This is a genomic window from Robertkochia solimangrovi, assembly GCF_007279655.1.
GTDB classification, from domain to species: domain Bacteria; phylum Bacteroidota; class Bacteroidia; order Flavobacteriales; family Flavobacteriaceae; genus Robertkochia; species Robertkochia solimangrovi.
The window spans coordinates 100,138-117,224 of record NZ_QKWN01000007.1 but is presented as its reverse complement, the minus strand read 5'-3'; the positions used below and the strand labels follow the sequence as shown (position 1 = coordinate 117,224).

Genomic DNA, 17,087 nt, shown 5'->3' with positions numbered 1-17,087 from the left:
GATTTTGAGTTTTTGTGATCTGAATCGTTGGCTTAATTCTACTTTTGGATAAGTGGAATTGCATGACGGATCTGATCGTTAGTGTGTCATAAGTTGTAATCCGGGCACAAGTAACTAAGGATGATCCTCCTATACCATAGTCATGGATTTCTTTTAACATAAATCCCGAATATTTTTATGATATACGAATCTTCAAAATATCCTTGTTAAGAAAATTCTAACAGTTAATTCCGGAACATTACCACTAATACGATGGAAAAAGACTCAAAAAATTGAACTGATATAATTCAGAGTTTCAGTCTGATATGGATTCTGGAAAGAAATGCAGCAAAGCCGATCATAGCGAAAGCCCATACGAGAGAACCGAATACAGCGAGCCAGGGATACTCCGTTTGCTTGTAGAACAGTATCGGGAATCCAAAACCCCAAATAATGAAATATAATATATCCGGAGCCAGATAGGTCGTTAACGAATTCTGTCCGGCGGGAACAAAAGGTTGAGCCCACGTCCGAATACCTTTTCGGTCGATCAAATAGAACATCAGGGCAAAAAGCAGGATGCTGATTCCATTACAGACCATAGCCCAGCTGGGAGTTCCCATTATTTTAGAGATGATGAACCATTGTCGAAGAACAAAGCCTGAAAGAAGTACAAGTATACCAATGGGAAGCAGAAACTTCAATAATTTCTCCGGTTCCTGACGATGTTCTTTTAGAATAATACCGATTACCAGACCACAAAGAACAATCGAAGGAGTGTTTCCATCGAGTAATACACCGAGTATTGGTGCAACCGGTGCGGTGAAATCGGTGAGTCCCATTTGTGATAACATATTGAGTCCGATAAAGAAAATCCAGGTTCCCACTACACCCCATAGTTTGCCTTTCGTAAGAAGATAAGTGGTCGCTGCTGCAAAATAGCCCCATCCGATCAATCCGAGAATACCCCACCAACGGGTTGAAATAAACGAAGGATCATCCGGAGTTCCTGAACGGTATATTATGGCAAGTCCGAAGAGTCCGAGCCAGCCAATTCCTTTCAGCATATTTACCGTGAGCTTTCCGACCTTTTCCACCGGATAGGTATTCCAAATCAGGAGTATACAGAAGTAAGCAAGACAAGCCCAAAGGTATTTGCCCATTCCGGTAAGTTCCGCATTCAGTTCCGGAATATTTACCGTTATCACGCCGATCACCAGCAGACTTATTGTACGTATGATTATATGTTTGACAAGTTCGGTATCGCTATCACCTTTCTTTCTTCGTGCCATAAAGGCAAAGGGGATCGACAACCCAACCATGAAAAGAAATCCGGGAAATACCCAATCAGCCAACCCCATTCCGTCTTCTGTAGCTTTTGTATGCACCATCCATTTTGGAACCCCGGGAACAAAAAGATCATTGACAAATAACATTAAAAAGAGAGTGAGTCCTCTCATGATATCGATGGAAAGAATTCGACTGGACTTATGCATTGGAGTGGTTTTGTTGTTGTCTATTTGTAAGTAATTTACAATAGAATTCCATTAATGCTTAGAAAATTAGCCGAGAGTGTTTTTACAAACCCCGAACAACTATTTTGACGGGATGGATGGTATTTCATCCTTAGTTTCGACCTGACGGCTACGAATCTTTCCTAACATCAGACCGATACCAACACCTGCATAGGTGTCATGTTTGTTCATGACCAAAGAACCACTGATATAAAGTCCGACCGAACGTAAACTTACAACCTCCCATTTTGGATTAAAAACAAAACTGATATAATTGTCGTAAGAGTGGAACTTATGATACCCATTTTCAGATGTATTTTCAACATAATAATTTGTTCTGTGAACCGTATAACCGACTCCTGCATTCAGGTTAAATCGTGATTTTTTATTACGACCGGGATATATTATTCTGCCACCTGTCAGCTGATAGGTACTGACCAGATCTCTGGGAGTGCTCAATCCGAAAGTCACGATTCCAAGAAAAATTTCTTCGGGAGGAATATTGTCAAACTGAGGGTCCATGTATACGAAAGATGCACCCAGCCGAAGCGAATATTTATCCTGAAAAACATAGTTCATGTCCACACTTCCACCAAAACCGTTCATAAATTCAAATCCGGTGGTCAGGTACCAGGTGTTCTGATTCTTTTCCTGAGCATGTGTAAAAAAGCACGTACATGCAAACAAAACAGCAAGCAGATATTTCATAAGGTCTTATAATAGCTTTCTGAGGGAATGATCGCATTTTTATCTAATGTAAGAAAAAATGTCTTTTATCTGAATTTAAGACAGATAATTCCACTTCGGTGAAAGTTAGAAGGGGGTAACCATTAAAGGTATGAGAGCGGTGGTGAGGTTAAAATCTTTTCATCTGCCGGCACACGGGCATGCGACGATCTCCTTTGCTACGATGCAGTCGAGTAACACCCGATAGCGGGCTCAGTTTTTTGAATTTTATGAAATTAATGCAGTTTGATTACTCGCAGTTTTAAAAAGGCATAAACCTTTTATATTTTTATAGCTGAATATCAGTGAAAAGCGTCTTGAAAAAATTCTTTTGCAGAAGGGAGGTTTGAGAGGGTCAGAAAGTACAATACTACAAGAATTATGAAGGAAATAGAAGAAATACTGGAACGGAACAAAATAAGGGTAACCGCTTCGAGGTTGCTTGTTTATCGTTATCTTTATGAGAGGAGGTCTGTTGTGGCGCTGAGTGAAATTGAGAATGCATTTGGTAGGGCTGACAGATCGACTTTGTACCGTACCATAAAGACCTTTGAGGAGAACAGGATCGTACATCAGATCGATGACGGCACAGGGGTTCTTAAATATGCCTTGTGCGAACCCGGATGTAATTGTAATATAAAAAGTGACCTGCATTTACATTTTCACTGCAATGAATGTAATGAAACCAAATGCCTGACCGATCATAAGATCCCTCCGATCGAAGTGCCTGATGGATTCGTAGCAGAAAACGCCAATCTGGTCATCAAAGGTGTGTGTGATAAGTGTAATCTGAATTAATGCACTTCTGTTGCATTGCTGATTTTCGGTACTTTGAATAAAATACTGAAAATGAAGAAAAAGGTAAACCTAAGGGATCTTAAACCCGGGCAATCAACAGGTCATTCTCATGACCATGATCACAGTGGTTCTGAGTCTCATGATCATGGAGGAATCCGTGAATATGTTCCTTCCCTTGTAAGTTTGATTTTCCTGATCATCGGAATCATTGCCGATCAGTTGGAACTCAGTTTTTTTAAAGGTTATACGCGCCTTATTTGGTATTTGATCGCTTATATGCCAGTAGGATTGCCGGTGCTTAAGCAAGGTCTTAAATCCATGTCCAAAGGAGATGTCTTCACAGAATTTTTCCTGATGTCCTTAGCAACTTTAGGAGCTTTCGCGATCGGTGAATATCCGGAAGGAGTGGCGGTGATGCTTTTCTATTCAGTAGGCGAGTTGTTTCAACACCAAGCAGTAAGCAGGGCAAGGGGAAGTATCAGGGCGTTATTGGAAGTGCGACCTAAAGTTGCCAATATCATTACCGATGAAGGTATAAAGCCCACCGATCCGGAAGAAGTTGAGATCGGAGCAAAACTTCAGGTAAGAACCGGAGAAAAGGTTCCGCTTGACGGGGTCCTTATCTCGGATAAGGCTTCCCTCAACATGGCAGCATTAACCGGAGAAAGTAAACCTGCGACCGTCTTGAAAGGAGAACCGGTATATGCCGGAGGGATAAATCTGGATGGAGTGGTTATGATGGAGGTGACCCGGAAGTTCAATGACAGTTCCATCGGTAAAATACTCGACTTGGTCCAGCATGCTACCGCCAGAAAATCAAAGACCGAACTATTCATCCGTAAATTTGCCAGAATCTATACGCCGGCAGTCGTCATACTTGCACTGCTGGTAGTTTTCCTGCCTTACTTTTTTACCGATGCGTATATTTTCAGAGACTGGTTATACAGAGGCTTGATCTTTCTGGTAATCTCTTGTCCCTGCGCCCTGGTTATTTCTATTCCACTTGGCTATTTCGGCGGGTTAGGGGCAGCATCGCGAAACGGTATCTTGTTTAAAGGTGCTTCCTTTCTCGACGCGATTACTAAAATGAAAACCCTGGTCATGGATAAAACAGGAACCGTAACCAAAGGTATATTCCGGGTTTCTGAAGTGAAGGCAATAGGTATGGATGAATCTGAATTGCTGCGTTACCTGATATCGCTTGAAGAACAATCAAATCATCCGATTGCACGGGCGATCAGGGAGTATGACGGGGAATCCGCCTATCATGCTGCCGATGTAAGAGAGATCGCCGGTAAAGGACTTTCGGGTACGGTAAATGGAAAACATATACTTGCCGGTAATGGAGCACTGATGCAGGAATTTGGAATTTCTATACCTGAAGAAGTTGGAGAAATTGTCGAAACTATCGTATTGGTAAGTATTGATAACAAATTTGGAGGCTATGTCATCATTGCCGATGAACTTAAAGAGGATGCCACATCAATACCAGCTGCGCTTCGGGATGTGGGAATTCACAATCTTGTGATCTTATCGGGTGATAAAGATGAAATCACGAAAAGGATCGCAGGTCAATTGGGTATAAAAGAAGCACAGGGTGATCTACTGCCCGAAGAAAAGCTGGAAAAGGTTGAGAGGATCAAAGCGGGTACTAAGGAAGGATTGACCGGGTTTATGGGTGACGGTATCAACGATGCTCCTGTACTGGCAGCAAGCGATGTGGGGATAGCCATGGGTGCTCTGGGTAGTGATGTGGCCATAGAAACTGCCGATGTGATCATCCAGACCGATGAACCATCAAAAGTAGTCACCGCCGTCAGGATCGGTAAATCTACCCGTAGTATCGTCTGGCAAAATATTTTACTGGCGTTTGGTGTAAAACTCATCGTACTCGCTTTGGGTGCCGGAGGGTTGGCGACCATGTGGGAAGCGGTTTTTGCCGATGTAGGTGTGGCCCTGTTGGCAATTCTCAATGCGGTACGATTACAACGTATGACCTGGAAATGATGATCCTTTATATCAGTTGAACTGATATCCCAGGAAAATCGTATGCCCGTTTACTTTGTTGGTGATCTCAATATTATAGAATTTCTCGTAGTCATATCCCACGATAACAGCAGAGCCATTGGTGAAATGTTTCGAAAGGCGCAGGGTGTATTTACGAGAGTTCGCATAGCGTTCACGCAAGATGGGATCTTTTAAAAGATACCACTCTAATCCGCCCTGTAAGTTCCAGAACGTGTTTTCCTCGGGTTTCCGATTAAAGGTATATTTAAGGTGAACAAGAAAGCGCGTTCGAAAATAGTTTTGATGCTCACCGAGGAGAAAGTTACGCCATTCGAGTCTGAGATGTTCCAATAGAACCAGGTCTTCCGTAATAGGCACATGCATGCGAATTCCGATCCAGGGTTTTACTTCAATGAAATTTTCGATCTCCCTGTCAAATCTGTAATACACCGATAATCCACCGGTCAGGATCCACATTTCATTTAATTTTCGGTGGGTAAAAGCATAGATGGCAAAACGTCTCCAGCCGATGGAATTATAAATATGCTTGTAATTTAAGACTCCTGTATGCGTCCATTTTTCACTTTGATGGAAATTCTTTTTCAGCTCAAATTCACCGAATAATTCTTCCTGAGCGCAAAGCGATCCGGTAATCATCAGACATATAGCAATTACAATGTTTTTTATAAATACATTCATGCAGGTAAAGCCTCAGGTAATACCAATTCTTAAAATTCCTTTCGAATTGATATCTATGAAAACATAACGTGATATCCCGAATAAATTTAATGTATTTTACTGAAATTCAAATGATTAATTTTAAGTGCTAGAAATTGCGTTACGAATTCAAAAGTTTGGGTTGCAGCCATAAATATCCCATACAAAACAAAAACACTAAGAAGAACCATATCGGAGTCCAGGGCTGGGAATAATATACCTGATTTACGCTGTTTGAATTTGAATTGAATTGTGCCTGATTCCTTTTGATTTGTTCATAGGTTTTCATGGTTTTCCAATTCTCCTCCCTGTAAGTGTAAAAATTGTAAACTGAGGAAGAATCCTGCTGTACTTGTAAATCATGCCATCCCGGGGTTTCCGGATAGGTGATTCCTGTGCCGGTATGATCATATAATATTGGGATCCTAACGACGGAATCTAGTAGGATTACCGGATTTTCGATCGAGGTCGAAACCGTAAATGTGAAGGGTTCATCCTGATAGGATATAGCATCGCTGTCCCATTGTGTATTTATGTCTTTTCTTTTGGAGACAGATTCCAGGAAAGTACTCCAAAACTGCTGATAGGAATTTTCATTGCCTTTTAAGATCAGTTCGTAGCTATCACGTATCGTTGTAATGCCAACTCTTCCCAGACCTTTTTTTCTATAAGCTGCCACAATGGAATTGCCGGAAGTAAGCACCGGGAAGATCCCGTTTTCCGATCGGATCGAAACTGGATATTTCTGGATGGCAGTTTCCGGGTATTGGTCCGGCACGATTGTTTCCTTGCCATCATTATTAGCGGAAAAGCAGAACCAATCGTCTCTTGAACCGCAAAGATCATCATCTGCCTGAATGATTATTCCCAGCCCTTTGTTTAAGATTTGGTTTTTGAGTGTTTGAGTCATTGTAGACGACCAATCCTTTAGAGATGCCAAGTCGATGATCAGCAGATCTGTGTCTTCTAATAGTTTGGCAATGCTTTTGCCAGCGATACTGCCGCCGGAATTAAATGCTTCCGTTTTATACTTATCTTTTGAAACTCTGGTTTTTACCAGCACCTCACAGGAACGGTCTGCTAAATAATTTTTTAGGTATTTCGTCTCAAAGGAAGGATAGGCGTTTATGATAAGTATGCGAGGTAAGATCTTTTCTGAAATGGTTACCGGAATAGGATCGGTCTTTAAAATTTTACCAAGGCTATCCTTTTCAGAGATAGCATAACTGTAATTTCCCAGGGTCTTCAAAGGTGTGCGCAGTGTAAACGTAGCGGTGGATATATCGGGAAGTTTTACAGAGTCAACCGGTGAACCTCCAGGATCGAGCAAGGTAAGCCAATGGCCGGGAGAGGTCCCTTCATAGAGTCCTTCCACTTTTAATATTGAACCGATCTCCGCCCTTGCATTATAATGTAAACGATGGATACCCTCCGGGAAATTGTTTCGGAGATACTGCACATTGAATTTTTTAAATCTGTTTATTTCATAAGTTGGAATTCCATTTCCCAGTATTATTAGTTTTTCAAAGGCTTCGAGTTCCTGCAATGGCATGTTGTGTATATACTTTACTTTTTTGATCCCTTTGATCGTCTTATTCAGACTATCAAGCTGATTTTTTGAGTATGCCTCGGTTAGCAGTACGGCATAACCACTGTCGGATCTTTTCCTGATAACGGGTTGAAGGATCATTAACACTAATGCAGTGATGCCTATAAATGCGATGGCTCCATTTAATATCCGCTTTTTATTATTTGGGATTTTCAATTCTTTCCATAGAAAAACCAACCAGATAAGCAAGGCCGCAATTAATACCGGCCAAAACCAATTTTGCTCAAGGAAATGGATCTTATTCATCGTCTGTGTACAATGCTTTTAACAATAATTCCTGTAGGCTGTTTTTGCTATTTGTTACGGATATGCCTGGAACAGGTTCAGAATTACTTAGTGATTTAAGGATGTCTCGTTGCAGGGTTGAAAATAGTTCCACCGTTCCTGATCCACCTTCTGAAAGGAGTTTCAATTGCTGTAGACTTTCCAAATAATTGCCTGGAGCTTCGATGGCCTTTCCGGCAAGTTCACCTCCTGCTTCACGGAAGAGTTTTTTATCCTCATCAGTGATCGATTCAGGATTCTTTTTTAAATACTCCAGTCTTTTGATCAGTTCCCGGGTATAGATTTCATGATCGTCTTTTGCGTGGCTGTCTTTCTTGTCATAGCTACTGATCTCTTTCAATTCGCCACTCAATCTTTTTTCCTCCTTTATCGGAGGAGGATCAAATCCGATCCTGTGTACATAGATACGAGCACTGTTCTTGATCTCCTGTAAAAGTTTTAAAGCGCTGTATTGGTAGGGTAAGGAAAGCTCCGGTTTGAATAAACGCAATTGCAATTCAGAATCCCACATTTCGTTCATCGCTGCTCGTAATTTGGTCTTTAATGATTGGGTGAATAGTGTAGATTCCTCCGGGTCGTCATGATTATGCAGATACTCTTCAAGCGGATCTTCATGATCTTCCCCGTCTTTATTTTCCTTTTCCGGAACGAGATGCTGTTCATTTTCAGAATCATGATCATGTTTATAACCCTTCAAGGGATCTTTATTTTCATCATCGCCATGTGATTCTTCCAAAGCGCCTACGGGTTGTATGGCATCTTCGGCTTCGTCACCCATGAACTGCCCATACTTTAAGCGTAATGCTTTTTGATCGAAACCTAATTCATTACTTCTGCTGTTAAAGTCTTTTACGGGGAGTTTGTTCTTCTCTTTAATCAGTCTCTCCGTATCGATAATTAGCTGGCGCTGGCTCCGGAAATAATCGGGCATGAGGTCTACTCCGAGATTTCCCTCGACTGCAAATTCAAAGGTTGCCGTATCCTTTAATTTAGCAAAATACGTATCGCTACGTGCAATTTGAGGGGTCGGTGTTTTCAGGTCACTTGCTTCGACATAGAAATAGAGTTCATCGCCAGGCTCCATGCCCATTTTTAAAAGATCAATCGATTTGGAAAGGGAAACATTCTTAAGTCCGGAAGGGCGGTAATCGGAAAACTCAAGGCGCTCTTCTCTGAATTTTATGGATTCACCACTTCCTTTACCGACGGTAGCAACTATAGCGATGTCACCCAGACCATAGTCGTCGCGAATATCTGTCATAAATCGAAAAGTGATATCATCGCTATATTCGTAATTAGTAAATTGATCGATACCATCGATGGTGATATCCGGTATATTATCATTGATCAGTTCGAGCGAGTGAATCTCTGAAATGTAGATGGTACCTTTGGTGTCGGTGAAGGCAAGATTATATAATTGGGAGCCTTTGGGTATAAAGGACAGGTTGTATTTTTCGGAGTTTATAGAAAAAGGTAAACTGTCTTTGTTCGCTTCCATCCATACATCCGCAATGTCCCCGGAAAACTCCATTTGCCACGTGATTTTGGATCCTGCCGGAAATCTTAGATTCATTTCAGTGTTGTTCACTGCTGATAATCCGGTATAAGCAGGTGGAGTGATCCGTATTTGCAAATTTTGTATCTCCGGTATTCGAACCGAATCATCGGGTGTTCCGCCCGGAGTGAAGTTAAGGGATGGAGGGACGTTGTCTTTTATGGAATTTCCGGGTCTCAGAATCAAGTCGTATCTGTTACATAGAAATCCGATAAAGATAAGAAACGTACAGATCGCCAAAGATTTATAGAAAGGTCTGCTAATTCTGATCTTTTGGATCGCTTCCGGTAATTCCTCAATCAGTTTTTCACGTTGTAATTGCCCCAGGAGGGTAAGATTGTCCTTGGGTTGTAATAAAAGTGCTGCACTGTATTCAGCCTTTGGCACTTGTGTATCGATAAAGGCAACCGTACGTTCCATCGTGATCTTCCAGGGTTTACGACGCCACAGAAAGATCAGGATCACCAAAATAAATATGGAAACTCCGATGAATGCCTGATTGGTAAGGAAATAGACCAGTATGGCGGAACCTATAGCGTAAAGCGAACCCTCCAGATACAATAATGATTGTCGTCGGTTTCTGAATTGTTGTATGGCTTTATGACTGCTCATTGTTTTCTTAAGTAGGCGATGATCCTTTCGGCTACGAGCATTAGGAATAAAAATAGCCAAAGCCATCGATTCATTTTAAATGCTGCAGTTTGTCTTTTTCCGGCTACATCATTTGTTGCCGATCTCATCTTTAATTCAGAGGATGAAATCGTGCGTTGGTCTTTTTCTTGAATAGATTCCGACAAATTCGGATCCTCAGTAAGTATTTTTATCAAAGCGTTTGATAGTTTCGCATCGAAGATATTCTCTTCATTTAACCGGGTAGTCAGCCTCCATCGGTTTACGGAAGCCCCCTGTACTATCATTGAATTGGCTAAAGAGTCTGTTCCAATTCTTATGACCATGGATTTCGTTGAAGGCAGGGGCTCCTCATTTAGCCAAACCAAAAGATCGGTCTCCGTCACAGCATCAGTATTAAAACGATACTTTTCCATTTTGATTTCCAGGAATTCGTAAGCAGCGGATAGCAAAGCATCAAGATACACACTATCCTTTTTGAACTTCGGTGCCGTGTCAAACATTATCTTTTGCACTGCGGAAGGAGTATAGGGAATCCATTCCTTGTTCTGGGAGGAATTTAAACGAATGCTGTCCCGGGATTCATTAAATACAACGGAAATGTTACCTCCGGGAATGATCTGCTTTTCGATCACCGAAGCATTACAATCGGTTCTAAGGCTATAAAGCATTATTCCGTCGTCTTTTGCGATAGCTTTTAGCGGAATGGTTTGCGGGTCACAGCGATTTATTTTAATCCAATGTACAGGTTTTGAAAAGGTAGGGCGTTTACCTTGTATTGAGTTTACTTTCCCACTGATATAAGCGATCAGACTATCGGCAGGTAGTGACTGGGCTTCTTTAGCGAGACTCCAGTAATCAGGAGAACGTTGTTCGTCTGCCGTATTTTGAAAGGTTTCCGGATCCGGTAATCCGGGATAGAGAATGCGTACTGCATCTTGTGGTAGTGTATCGTAGGAAAACAGGTTACTGTTATACAATTCCGGTTCGATAAGGTAGATGATTTTATTTTTTTTTGCAGAAGCGGGTATTGAGATTCCGGCCATGATCATTACAGCGATGGTAATGATCGACATGCGGAGTATCAACAATAGAATTTCGTTGATCCGTATATGTTTCGATTGTCTGGGATTGGATGTTTTCAGCAGTTGAATGCTTCCTACGCGCACTACTTTGCCTTCCTTCTTACTCAGTAAATGAATGGCCAGCGGGAGCAGTAAACCGGACAATGCCCACAGATATGTTGGATCGGTAAAGGTCATGACATGTTATTTCGTTTCTTCAGGAAGGATTGTAATACTGTTCCTGCCGGGGTGTTCAGATTGATGAGCTGATAGGTGATATCATTGGCGAGTAATTCAGCTCGTAAGCTTTCTTCCATGGAAGCCAGGGCTTCCATATATGAAGACCTGGCTTCTCCTGCATCGATCTTTATACTTTCTCCGGTTTCAAGGTCTTCAAAAGTTAACGAGCCTTTATAGTTGAAATCAAGTTCATTTTTACCCATAACATGAAAAACGATCACCTCATTCTTCGGAGTTTTCAATCCTTTAAGAACCGTGCTCAGTTCCCGATTCGTTTCATACATGTCGGAGATGAAGATGATAAGTTCTTTTTGCTTTCTGGTATGTAAATGCTGTAGGGCCAGACGATGATCTGCCTGAGTTCCTTCAGCTTCGATCGCGATTAGTTTATGCAGGAAATAATTGAAGTGTTGTTTGGACCCTCCGGGATATAAAGATTCAATGTTCAGGTTGTTCATCGAGAATAATCCAATTTCATCTCCTTGTGAATTGGAGAGATAAGCCAGGGCTGCAACCATAACTTTAACAAAGTCGATCTTACGGATCGCTCCCTCTTCATGTTGCATCGATTTACTTGAATCGATGACGAATTTGACGGAAACGTTCGTTTCGATCTCTGATTTCTTTATATAATGCTTCCCCGATCGCGCAAGCATTTTCCAGTCAAGTAGCCGGAGATCATCACCGGGTTCATAATGCTTGTACTGATTGAATTCCATACCATAACCGATCCGGCGACTACTGTTCATTCCGGCAAGATACCCATCGACGATCACCCTGGCGATCAAAGCCAGTCCGGATACGGAATTGATAACATCGGGTTTAAGAAGTTGATGGTAATCCTGTTTCATAGATCTTTAAGGTCGGATACTTTTTAAAAGTTCTCGGGTTACATCGTCTGAGGTGATTCCTTCAGCTTCAGCTTTGAAATTTACAATCACTCGGTGTCGCAGCACAGGCAGCGCGATCTTTTCGAGGTCTTCCGGAGTTACCGAAAATCTGCCTTCCTGAAGTGCTCTTGCTTTTGCGGTCAGGATCAATGCTTGTCCTGCCCGGGGGCCAGCTCCCCAGCCAACCCATTCTTTGACATAGGTGTTATTTGTAGTTTCCGGTCTGGTAGTGCGAATGAGGCGGCTAACATAGGTGATCAGCTCATCACTTATAAAAACTTCCCGGACCAGTTGCTGTAACCGGAATATATCTTCACCGGAGATTACAGAATTCACAACGGCCTTCTTTCCACCAGTAGTACTTTTCAGAATATTCGTCTCTTCGGTTTCAGTGGGATATCCGATCTTTATATAGAAAAGAAATCGATCCTGCTGTGCTTCTGGTAAAGGAAAGGTACCGGACTGTTCGATCGGATTTTGCGTGGCAAGCAAAAAGAAAGGTTTTTCCAGAGGATAGGTCTTTCCGGAATAGGTGACTTCAAATTCCTGCATCGCCTCGAGAAGTGCTGATTGCGTTTTTGGCGGAGTTCGGTTGATCTCATCAGCCAGGATGATGTTGGCGAATATGGGACCTTTACTGAATTTGAAGAATTTTTTTCCGGTCGTCTGATCCTCTTCCAGTATTTCCGTTCCGATAATATCAGATGGCATAAGATCAGGGGTGAACTGAATTCTTTTAAATTTCAAATCGATCGCTTGTGCCAGCGTTCTGATCATGAGTGTTTTTGCAAGTCCCGGAACGCCTTCCAGAAGAGCATGTCCGCCTGCCAGAAAAGTGATCAGCAGTTGTTCTACCGTTTCTTCTTGTCCGACGATGACCTTCCCGATCTCTTTTTTCAGATCTTTGATCTTTGAGGTCAGTGCTGTAATTTCTTCAGATGCTTTTACTAATTCATTATTCATAGTTGATCCTGTTTAGGATGTGAGTGCATACATAACAATATTAACCCCGAAACGGGTGTTATCGATCTTATACCATCGCTTATTTCGGAAATCATAATCCCATTCACAGCCATAGTCTTTGTTGCTGTATAAGACGCCTATTCTGTCATTGACTATGATGGCTTTCAGGTAATCATGAACAAGATCATCTCCCCAGCCATTCAGTTCCTGGGAAGTGGTCGGCGGACCATCTTCAAAACTGAAAAAGACAGTATAGAGTTCATGATCGTTTGGTATCTTTTCAAGTTTACCGGCACCGAACAGAACTTCCATTTGTCGTTCAAATGATTTGGCGAATAAACCGTCGATATCATGATTACAGTCATCGACAAAGACAAAACCGCCATTGTTCACGTATTTTATGAAATTTTCTTGTTCCTTTTTGGTGAATTCCACCAATTTGTGCCCGGACAGATAACAGAAGGGGCAATTGAAGATCTCATCACTACTCAGGGGAACGATATTTTCCTGTTTATCGACTTTCAGTGTGGTGTATTCCACCAGTGAATTCAAAAGATTGGACGGCATTCGCTGGTCTACATCCCAATCACCGGATTCGTATTGTAATCTCGTGAAGAAAAATTCATTAATCACCTTGACCTGCTGTATTTTGGGGTTCTTTTATTCCCGGTAATTTTATCAATTAAAAACTGGTTGTCCTGCTCTGTGCGGACAACCAGTTTAATAGTAGTTAGTTACTGACTGTTTTTAAACTGCATCAGATAAACTGGTGAATGTGAAGTCACGTATCTTCATATAAGGCACAAGACTACCATTGGTTCGTACTTGTTCTCCTAATTTTTCAAGATTGTTCAACATGATGATCGGACTCTCGTTAAATCTGAAGTTTTTAACCGGATGTTTGATCCTTCCGTTTTCGATATAAAATGTGCCGTCACGGGTTAGTCCGGTATAAAGTAAGGTTTGCGGGTCAACACTTCGGATATACCAAAGTCGCGTAACCAAAATGCCTTTCCTGGTCTCTTTGATCAGGTCTTCCAGTGATGAATCACCACCCTCCATAATAAAGTTAAAAGCGCCTGGAGTAGGTTCAACCCCTTTTTGACTGGCCCAATAGCGATCATATCTAAGGTTCTTAACCACCCCGTTCTCAATCCATTTCATTTTTTTAACGGGTAATCCTTCTCCATCCCAGGTTCTTCCCGGAATTTCAGGATGGAGAGGGTCAGACCAGATATTGACTCTTTCGTCTACGATCTGCATTCCTAATTTTGTACCTCCTCCTTCTTTTGACATAAAACTACGTCCTTCGTCTGCGGTTCTGGCATTAAAGGCACGGAACATATTTCTCAACAGGTCTGATGCCGCAGCCGGTTCCAGTATTACTGTATATTTTCCGGGTTCAATAGCGCGGGCATTCTTAGACATTACCGCTTTCTTGATCGCTATGTCAGAAGTGGCTTTTGCATCGAACTTATTCACATCGTTGAAATCGGCGGATGCCCATCCGGAACCGGTACCATCATTGCTACGCATGGTTACGGTAAAATCAACATCGGTCGATTGGTTATAGGCGAATAGACCTTTGGAATTTAAAAGGGCTGAGAATCCGGAACGGTCATTTAAGAACCCGGCTGCGGTAACATCACTGGTTGTTGCCGGTTCTATACTGGTCGCTGCTACTTCTGCTCTGTATTCGGGAGAAATGTCTGCTGTTGATTGTACGAAATTGATAGATTCGTCATAGGATTGCGGCCCAAGTGGTTCCATAAATTCCGGATTTTCCGGAGATAATTTTGCCAGTTCCTCTGAACGCTTAACCACTTTTTCAAGGGAGGCATCATCGAATTCGTCGATGGTAGCCGTACCGGTTCTTTTCCCATAACTGGATTCGACCTGAAGGGATTGATTGGATCGGTGTCCGGAGGTAGATACCGTATTTCTTGCATATCGGATATTACCACTTTCACTACCGCTCATATTGATCGTGCAGGTGTCTGCGGTGGAAAAGCTCAACGCTTTTTCCATTATTTTTTTAGCTTCTTCTTTTGTAAATATTGCCATGATTTTAAGGTTAGAGTGAGAGAAACATTAAATAGTTCTGCCGGTGTTTATCACATTGATATCGTTAAACCTCGAGGTTGAACTTCCGTGTGAAACGGCACTCACCTGTGATGGCTGACCTTTTCCGTCAAAGAAAGAACCGAACATTCGGTAGTCACTCTCATCACATATTTTAACGCATGAATTCCAGAATTCCTGGGTATTCGACTGATAGGCCACATCGTTTAGCATTCCGACGATCTTACCGTCTTTAATCTCATAGAAAACGGTTCCGCCGAATTGGAAATTATAACGTTGCTGATCTATTGAATAGGACCCTCTTCCGGCAATATATATTCCTTTCTCCACATCCTTGATCATATCATCGATGGAGTATTTCTCTTTTCCAGGTGCCAGGGAAATATTAGGCATTCGCTGGAATTGAACGTCATTCCAGCTTTGTGCGTAACAACATCCGTGAGATTCCTTTTGTCCCAGCATGCTTACCTGATCTCTGATCGCCTGGTAATTTACCAGAACACCATCCTTGATAATATCCCACTTTTTGGTTTTTACACCTTCATCATCATAGCCAACAGCGCCTAAGGAGCCCGGCTGGATTTTATCGGCGAAGATGTTTACGAGATCACTGCCGTATTTAAAATCTCCTGATTTCCACTTGTCCATGGTAGCGAAACTCGTTCCTGCATAATTGGCTTCATAGCCCAATACTCTGTCGAGCTCGGTAGGGTGACCTACCGATTCATGGATGGTCAGGCCAAGGTGGTTCGGCTCAAGTACAAGGTCATATTTGCCCGGATCTACAGATTTTGCGGAAAGCATTTCATTGGCTTGTTTTGCAGCACTGATAGCATCTTCTACCATATCATAACTATTGCGGTAGAGTGTTAGTCCGTTCGGACCTTTGAGCTTTTCTGAAGCTAATCCGTCCATATATTCGAATCCCATTCCCATAGGAGCACTCATCGCATCTCTCGATTTAAACTTTCCTGCTGCTCGATCGATCGCGGTGACTCCGAACGTTGGCCAGATCCTGTGGATATCCTGATCGATATAGGATCCGTCTGTGGAGGCGAAATACTTTTGTTCGTTCACCATGAATAAGGATGAGTTCACAAAACTGGCACCGTTATCCATGGCGCCTGCATTGGCAGCTAAGAGAATAGCTACCTTATCTGAAACCGGAACTTCTTTAAAATCCTTTTTTATCGGGGTTTTCCAGGAAACCTCTCCCTGAGATGGAGTAGGTGCCAGAACTACCGGTTCCTTCTGGATTTTTGAATTCGCCTTGGCTATGGATACGGCCTGAGCGGTAGCTTTTTTGATTCCGTCTTCGGTAACGTTATTCGTAGAAGCAAAGCCCCACGTTCCGTTCGCAATCACACGGATACCGATACCGAAAGATTCGGTATTTACTACATTTTGTACTTGTTTTTCACGGGTGAAGACATACTGGTTAAGGTATCGTCCGATACGGGCATCGGCATAGCTGGCACCCATCGACTTTGCGGTGTTCAATGCTACATCGGCCATTCGTTTTTTAACGGCAACGTCCATGCCCGGCTCGAGTAAAGCTTCAGCGGTGATCGAATTCCCAAACATGGAAACCGGTAACATCAGTCCGCCTGCACCCAATCCTGCCAGTTGAACAAAATCTCGTCTTTTCATAAGAATAGTTTACTTGGTTGAGTTAATGCTGGTTTTAATAGTTTCTCAAAAGAACTCCTCTTATTATTTATTCTTCCGAGAATTATAGTGTTTATTTTGATAAAAATTCAATAAAAATCAAATTAACGTTCTTTTTATTGAATATATTTCTATGTAAATGGTGTTTGATAAAAATTAATTCAAATAAAGACTTAAAATAGGAAATTTTTGGCAAAGTATATATCCCGATCGAAAGATGTATTCTTCAGGAAGTCGTCGATTACAAAAAGCACGAAGTGCTAAAAGCTCTGAGCCAACTATTTAAAGGGGATTAGATCGGGTTTCGAAGTATAAGCGATCGTATGTTAAAGTTATATGCAAAGCAAGTTTTAACAAAAA

At 42.0% G+C, this 17,087-nt stretch carries 13 protein-coding genes; 2 read left to right on the top strand and 11 right to left on the bottom strand.

Annotated features, from left to right (window positions below):
• Positions 1 to 287 precede the first annotated feature (287 nt).
• Both DMZ48_RS10765 and DMZ48_RS10760 read right to left on the bottom strand, forming a co-directional pair.
• Entirely contained in the window at positions 288 to 1,475 is a 1,188-nt protein-coding gene (locus tag DMZ48_RS10765) for a DUF418 domain-containing protein (protein ID WP_143955154.1), read from the bottom strand.
• A gap of 99 nt (positions 1,476 to 1,574) precedes the next feature.
• Positions 1,575 to 2,201, bottom strand: a complete 627-nt coding sequence (locus DMZ48_RS10760; RefSeq protein WP_143955153.1) for a hypothetical protein — start codon at positions 2,199 to 2,201, stop codon at positions 1,575 to 1,577.
• 399 nt (positions 2,202 to 2,600) lie between these two features.
• Here DMZ48_RS10760 and DMZ48_RS10755 point away from each other — a divergent pair, with 399 nt between their 5' ends.
• A complete protein-coding gene (locus DMZ48_RS10755; protein ID WP_143955152.1) occupies positions 2,601 to 3,017 on the top strand; it encodes a Fur family transcriptional regulator in 417 nt (138 codons plus the stop codon).
• Positions 3,018 to 3,068: 51 nt separating this feature from the next.
• A complete protein-coding gene (locus tag DMZ48_RS10750) occupies positions 3,069 to 5,024 on the top strand; it encodes a heavy metal translocating P-type ATPase (protein WP_143955151.1) in 1,956 nt (651 codons plus the stop codon).
• Between the two features lie 12 nt (positions 5,025 to 5,036).
• Here the strand turns inward: DMZ48_RS10750 and DMZ48_RS10745 are convergent, their stop codons facing one another.
• The 9 genes from DMZ48_RS10745 to DMZ48_RS10705 all read right to left on the bottom strand — a co-directional run bounded on the left by DMZ48_RS10745 (position 5,037) and on the right by DMZ48_RS10705 (position 16,709).
• A complete protein-coding gene (locus tag DMZ48_RS10745) occupies positions 5,037 to 5,681 on the bottom strand; it encodes a hypothetical protein (protein WP_143955150.1) in 645 nt (214 codons plus the stop codon).
• A gap of 181 nt (positions 5,682 to 5,862) precedes the next feature.
• Positions 5,863 to 7,596, bottom strand: a complete 1,734-nt coding sequence (locus DMZ48_RS10740) for a hypothetical protein (RefSeq protein ID WP_143955149.1) — start codon at positions 7,594 to 7,596, stop codon at positions 5,863 to 5,865.
• The gene (locus tag DMZ48_RS10735; protein ID WP_143955148.1) at positions 7,589 to 9,802 is read right to left on the bottom strand and encodes a tryptophan-rich sensory protein; all 2,214 of its coding nucleotides are present in this window, start codon (positions 9,800 to 9,802) and stop codon (positions 7,589 to 7,591) included. The genes DMZ48_RS10740 and DMZ48_RS10735 overlap by 8 nt, the downstream gene beginning before the upstream one ends.
• On the bottom strand, positions 9,799 to 11,082 hold the full coding sequence (locus tag DMZ48_RS10730) for a BatA domain-containing protein (protein WP_143955147.1): 1,284 nt from the start codon (positions 11,080 to 11,082) through the stop codon (positions 9,799 to 9,801). The genes DMZ48_RS10735 and DMZ48_RS10730 overlap by 4 nt, the downstream gene beginning before the upstream one ends.
• The gene (locus DMZ48_RS10725) at positions 11,079 to 11,975 is read right to left on the bottom strand and encodes a DUF58 domain-containing protein (RefSeq protein ID WP_143955146.1); all 897 of its coding nucleotides are present in this window, start codon (positions 11,973 to 11,975) and stop codon (positions 11,079 to 11,081) included. Before DMZ48_RS10725 ends, DMZ48_RS10730 begins: the two co-directional genes overlap by 4 nt.
• A 6-nt stretch (positions 11,976 to 11,981) precedes the next feature.
• The gene (locus tag DMZ48_RS10720; RefSeq protein WP_143955145.1) at positions 11,982 to 12,977 is read right to left on the bottom strand and encodes an AAA family ATPase; all 996 of its coding nucleotides are present in this window, start codon (positions 12,975 to 12,977) and stop codon (positions 11,982 to 11,984) included.
• A 12-nt stretch (positions 12,978 to 12,989) separates the two neighbouring features.
• A complete protein-coding gene (locus tag DMZ48_RS10715; RefSeq protein ID WP_143955144.1) occupies positions 12,990 to 13,610 on the bottom strand; it encodes a DUF4159 domain-containing protein in 621 nt (206 codons plus the stop codon).
• 114 nt (positions 13,611 to 13,724) lie between these two features.
• On the bottom strand, positions 13,725 to 15,041 hold the full coding sequence (locus tag DMZ48_RS10710; protein WP_143955143.1) for a TldD/PmbA family protein: 1,317 nt from the start codon (positions 15,039 to 15,041) through the stop codon (positions 13,725 to 13,727).
• Between the two features lie 27 nt (positions 15,042 to 15,068).
• Positions 15,069 to 16,709: a TldD/PmbA family protein gene (locus DMZ48_RS10705; RefSeq protein ID WP_143955142.1), complete on the bottom strand. Its 1,641-nt coding sequence runs from the start codon at positions 16,707 to 16,709 to the stop codon at positions 15,069 to 15,071.
• Positions 16,710 to 17,087 lie beyond the last annotated feature (378 nt).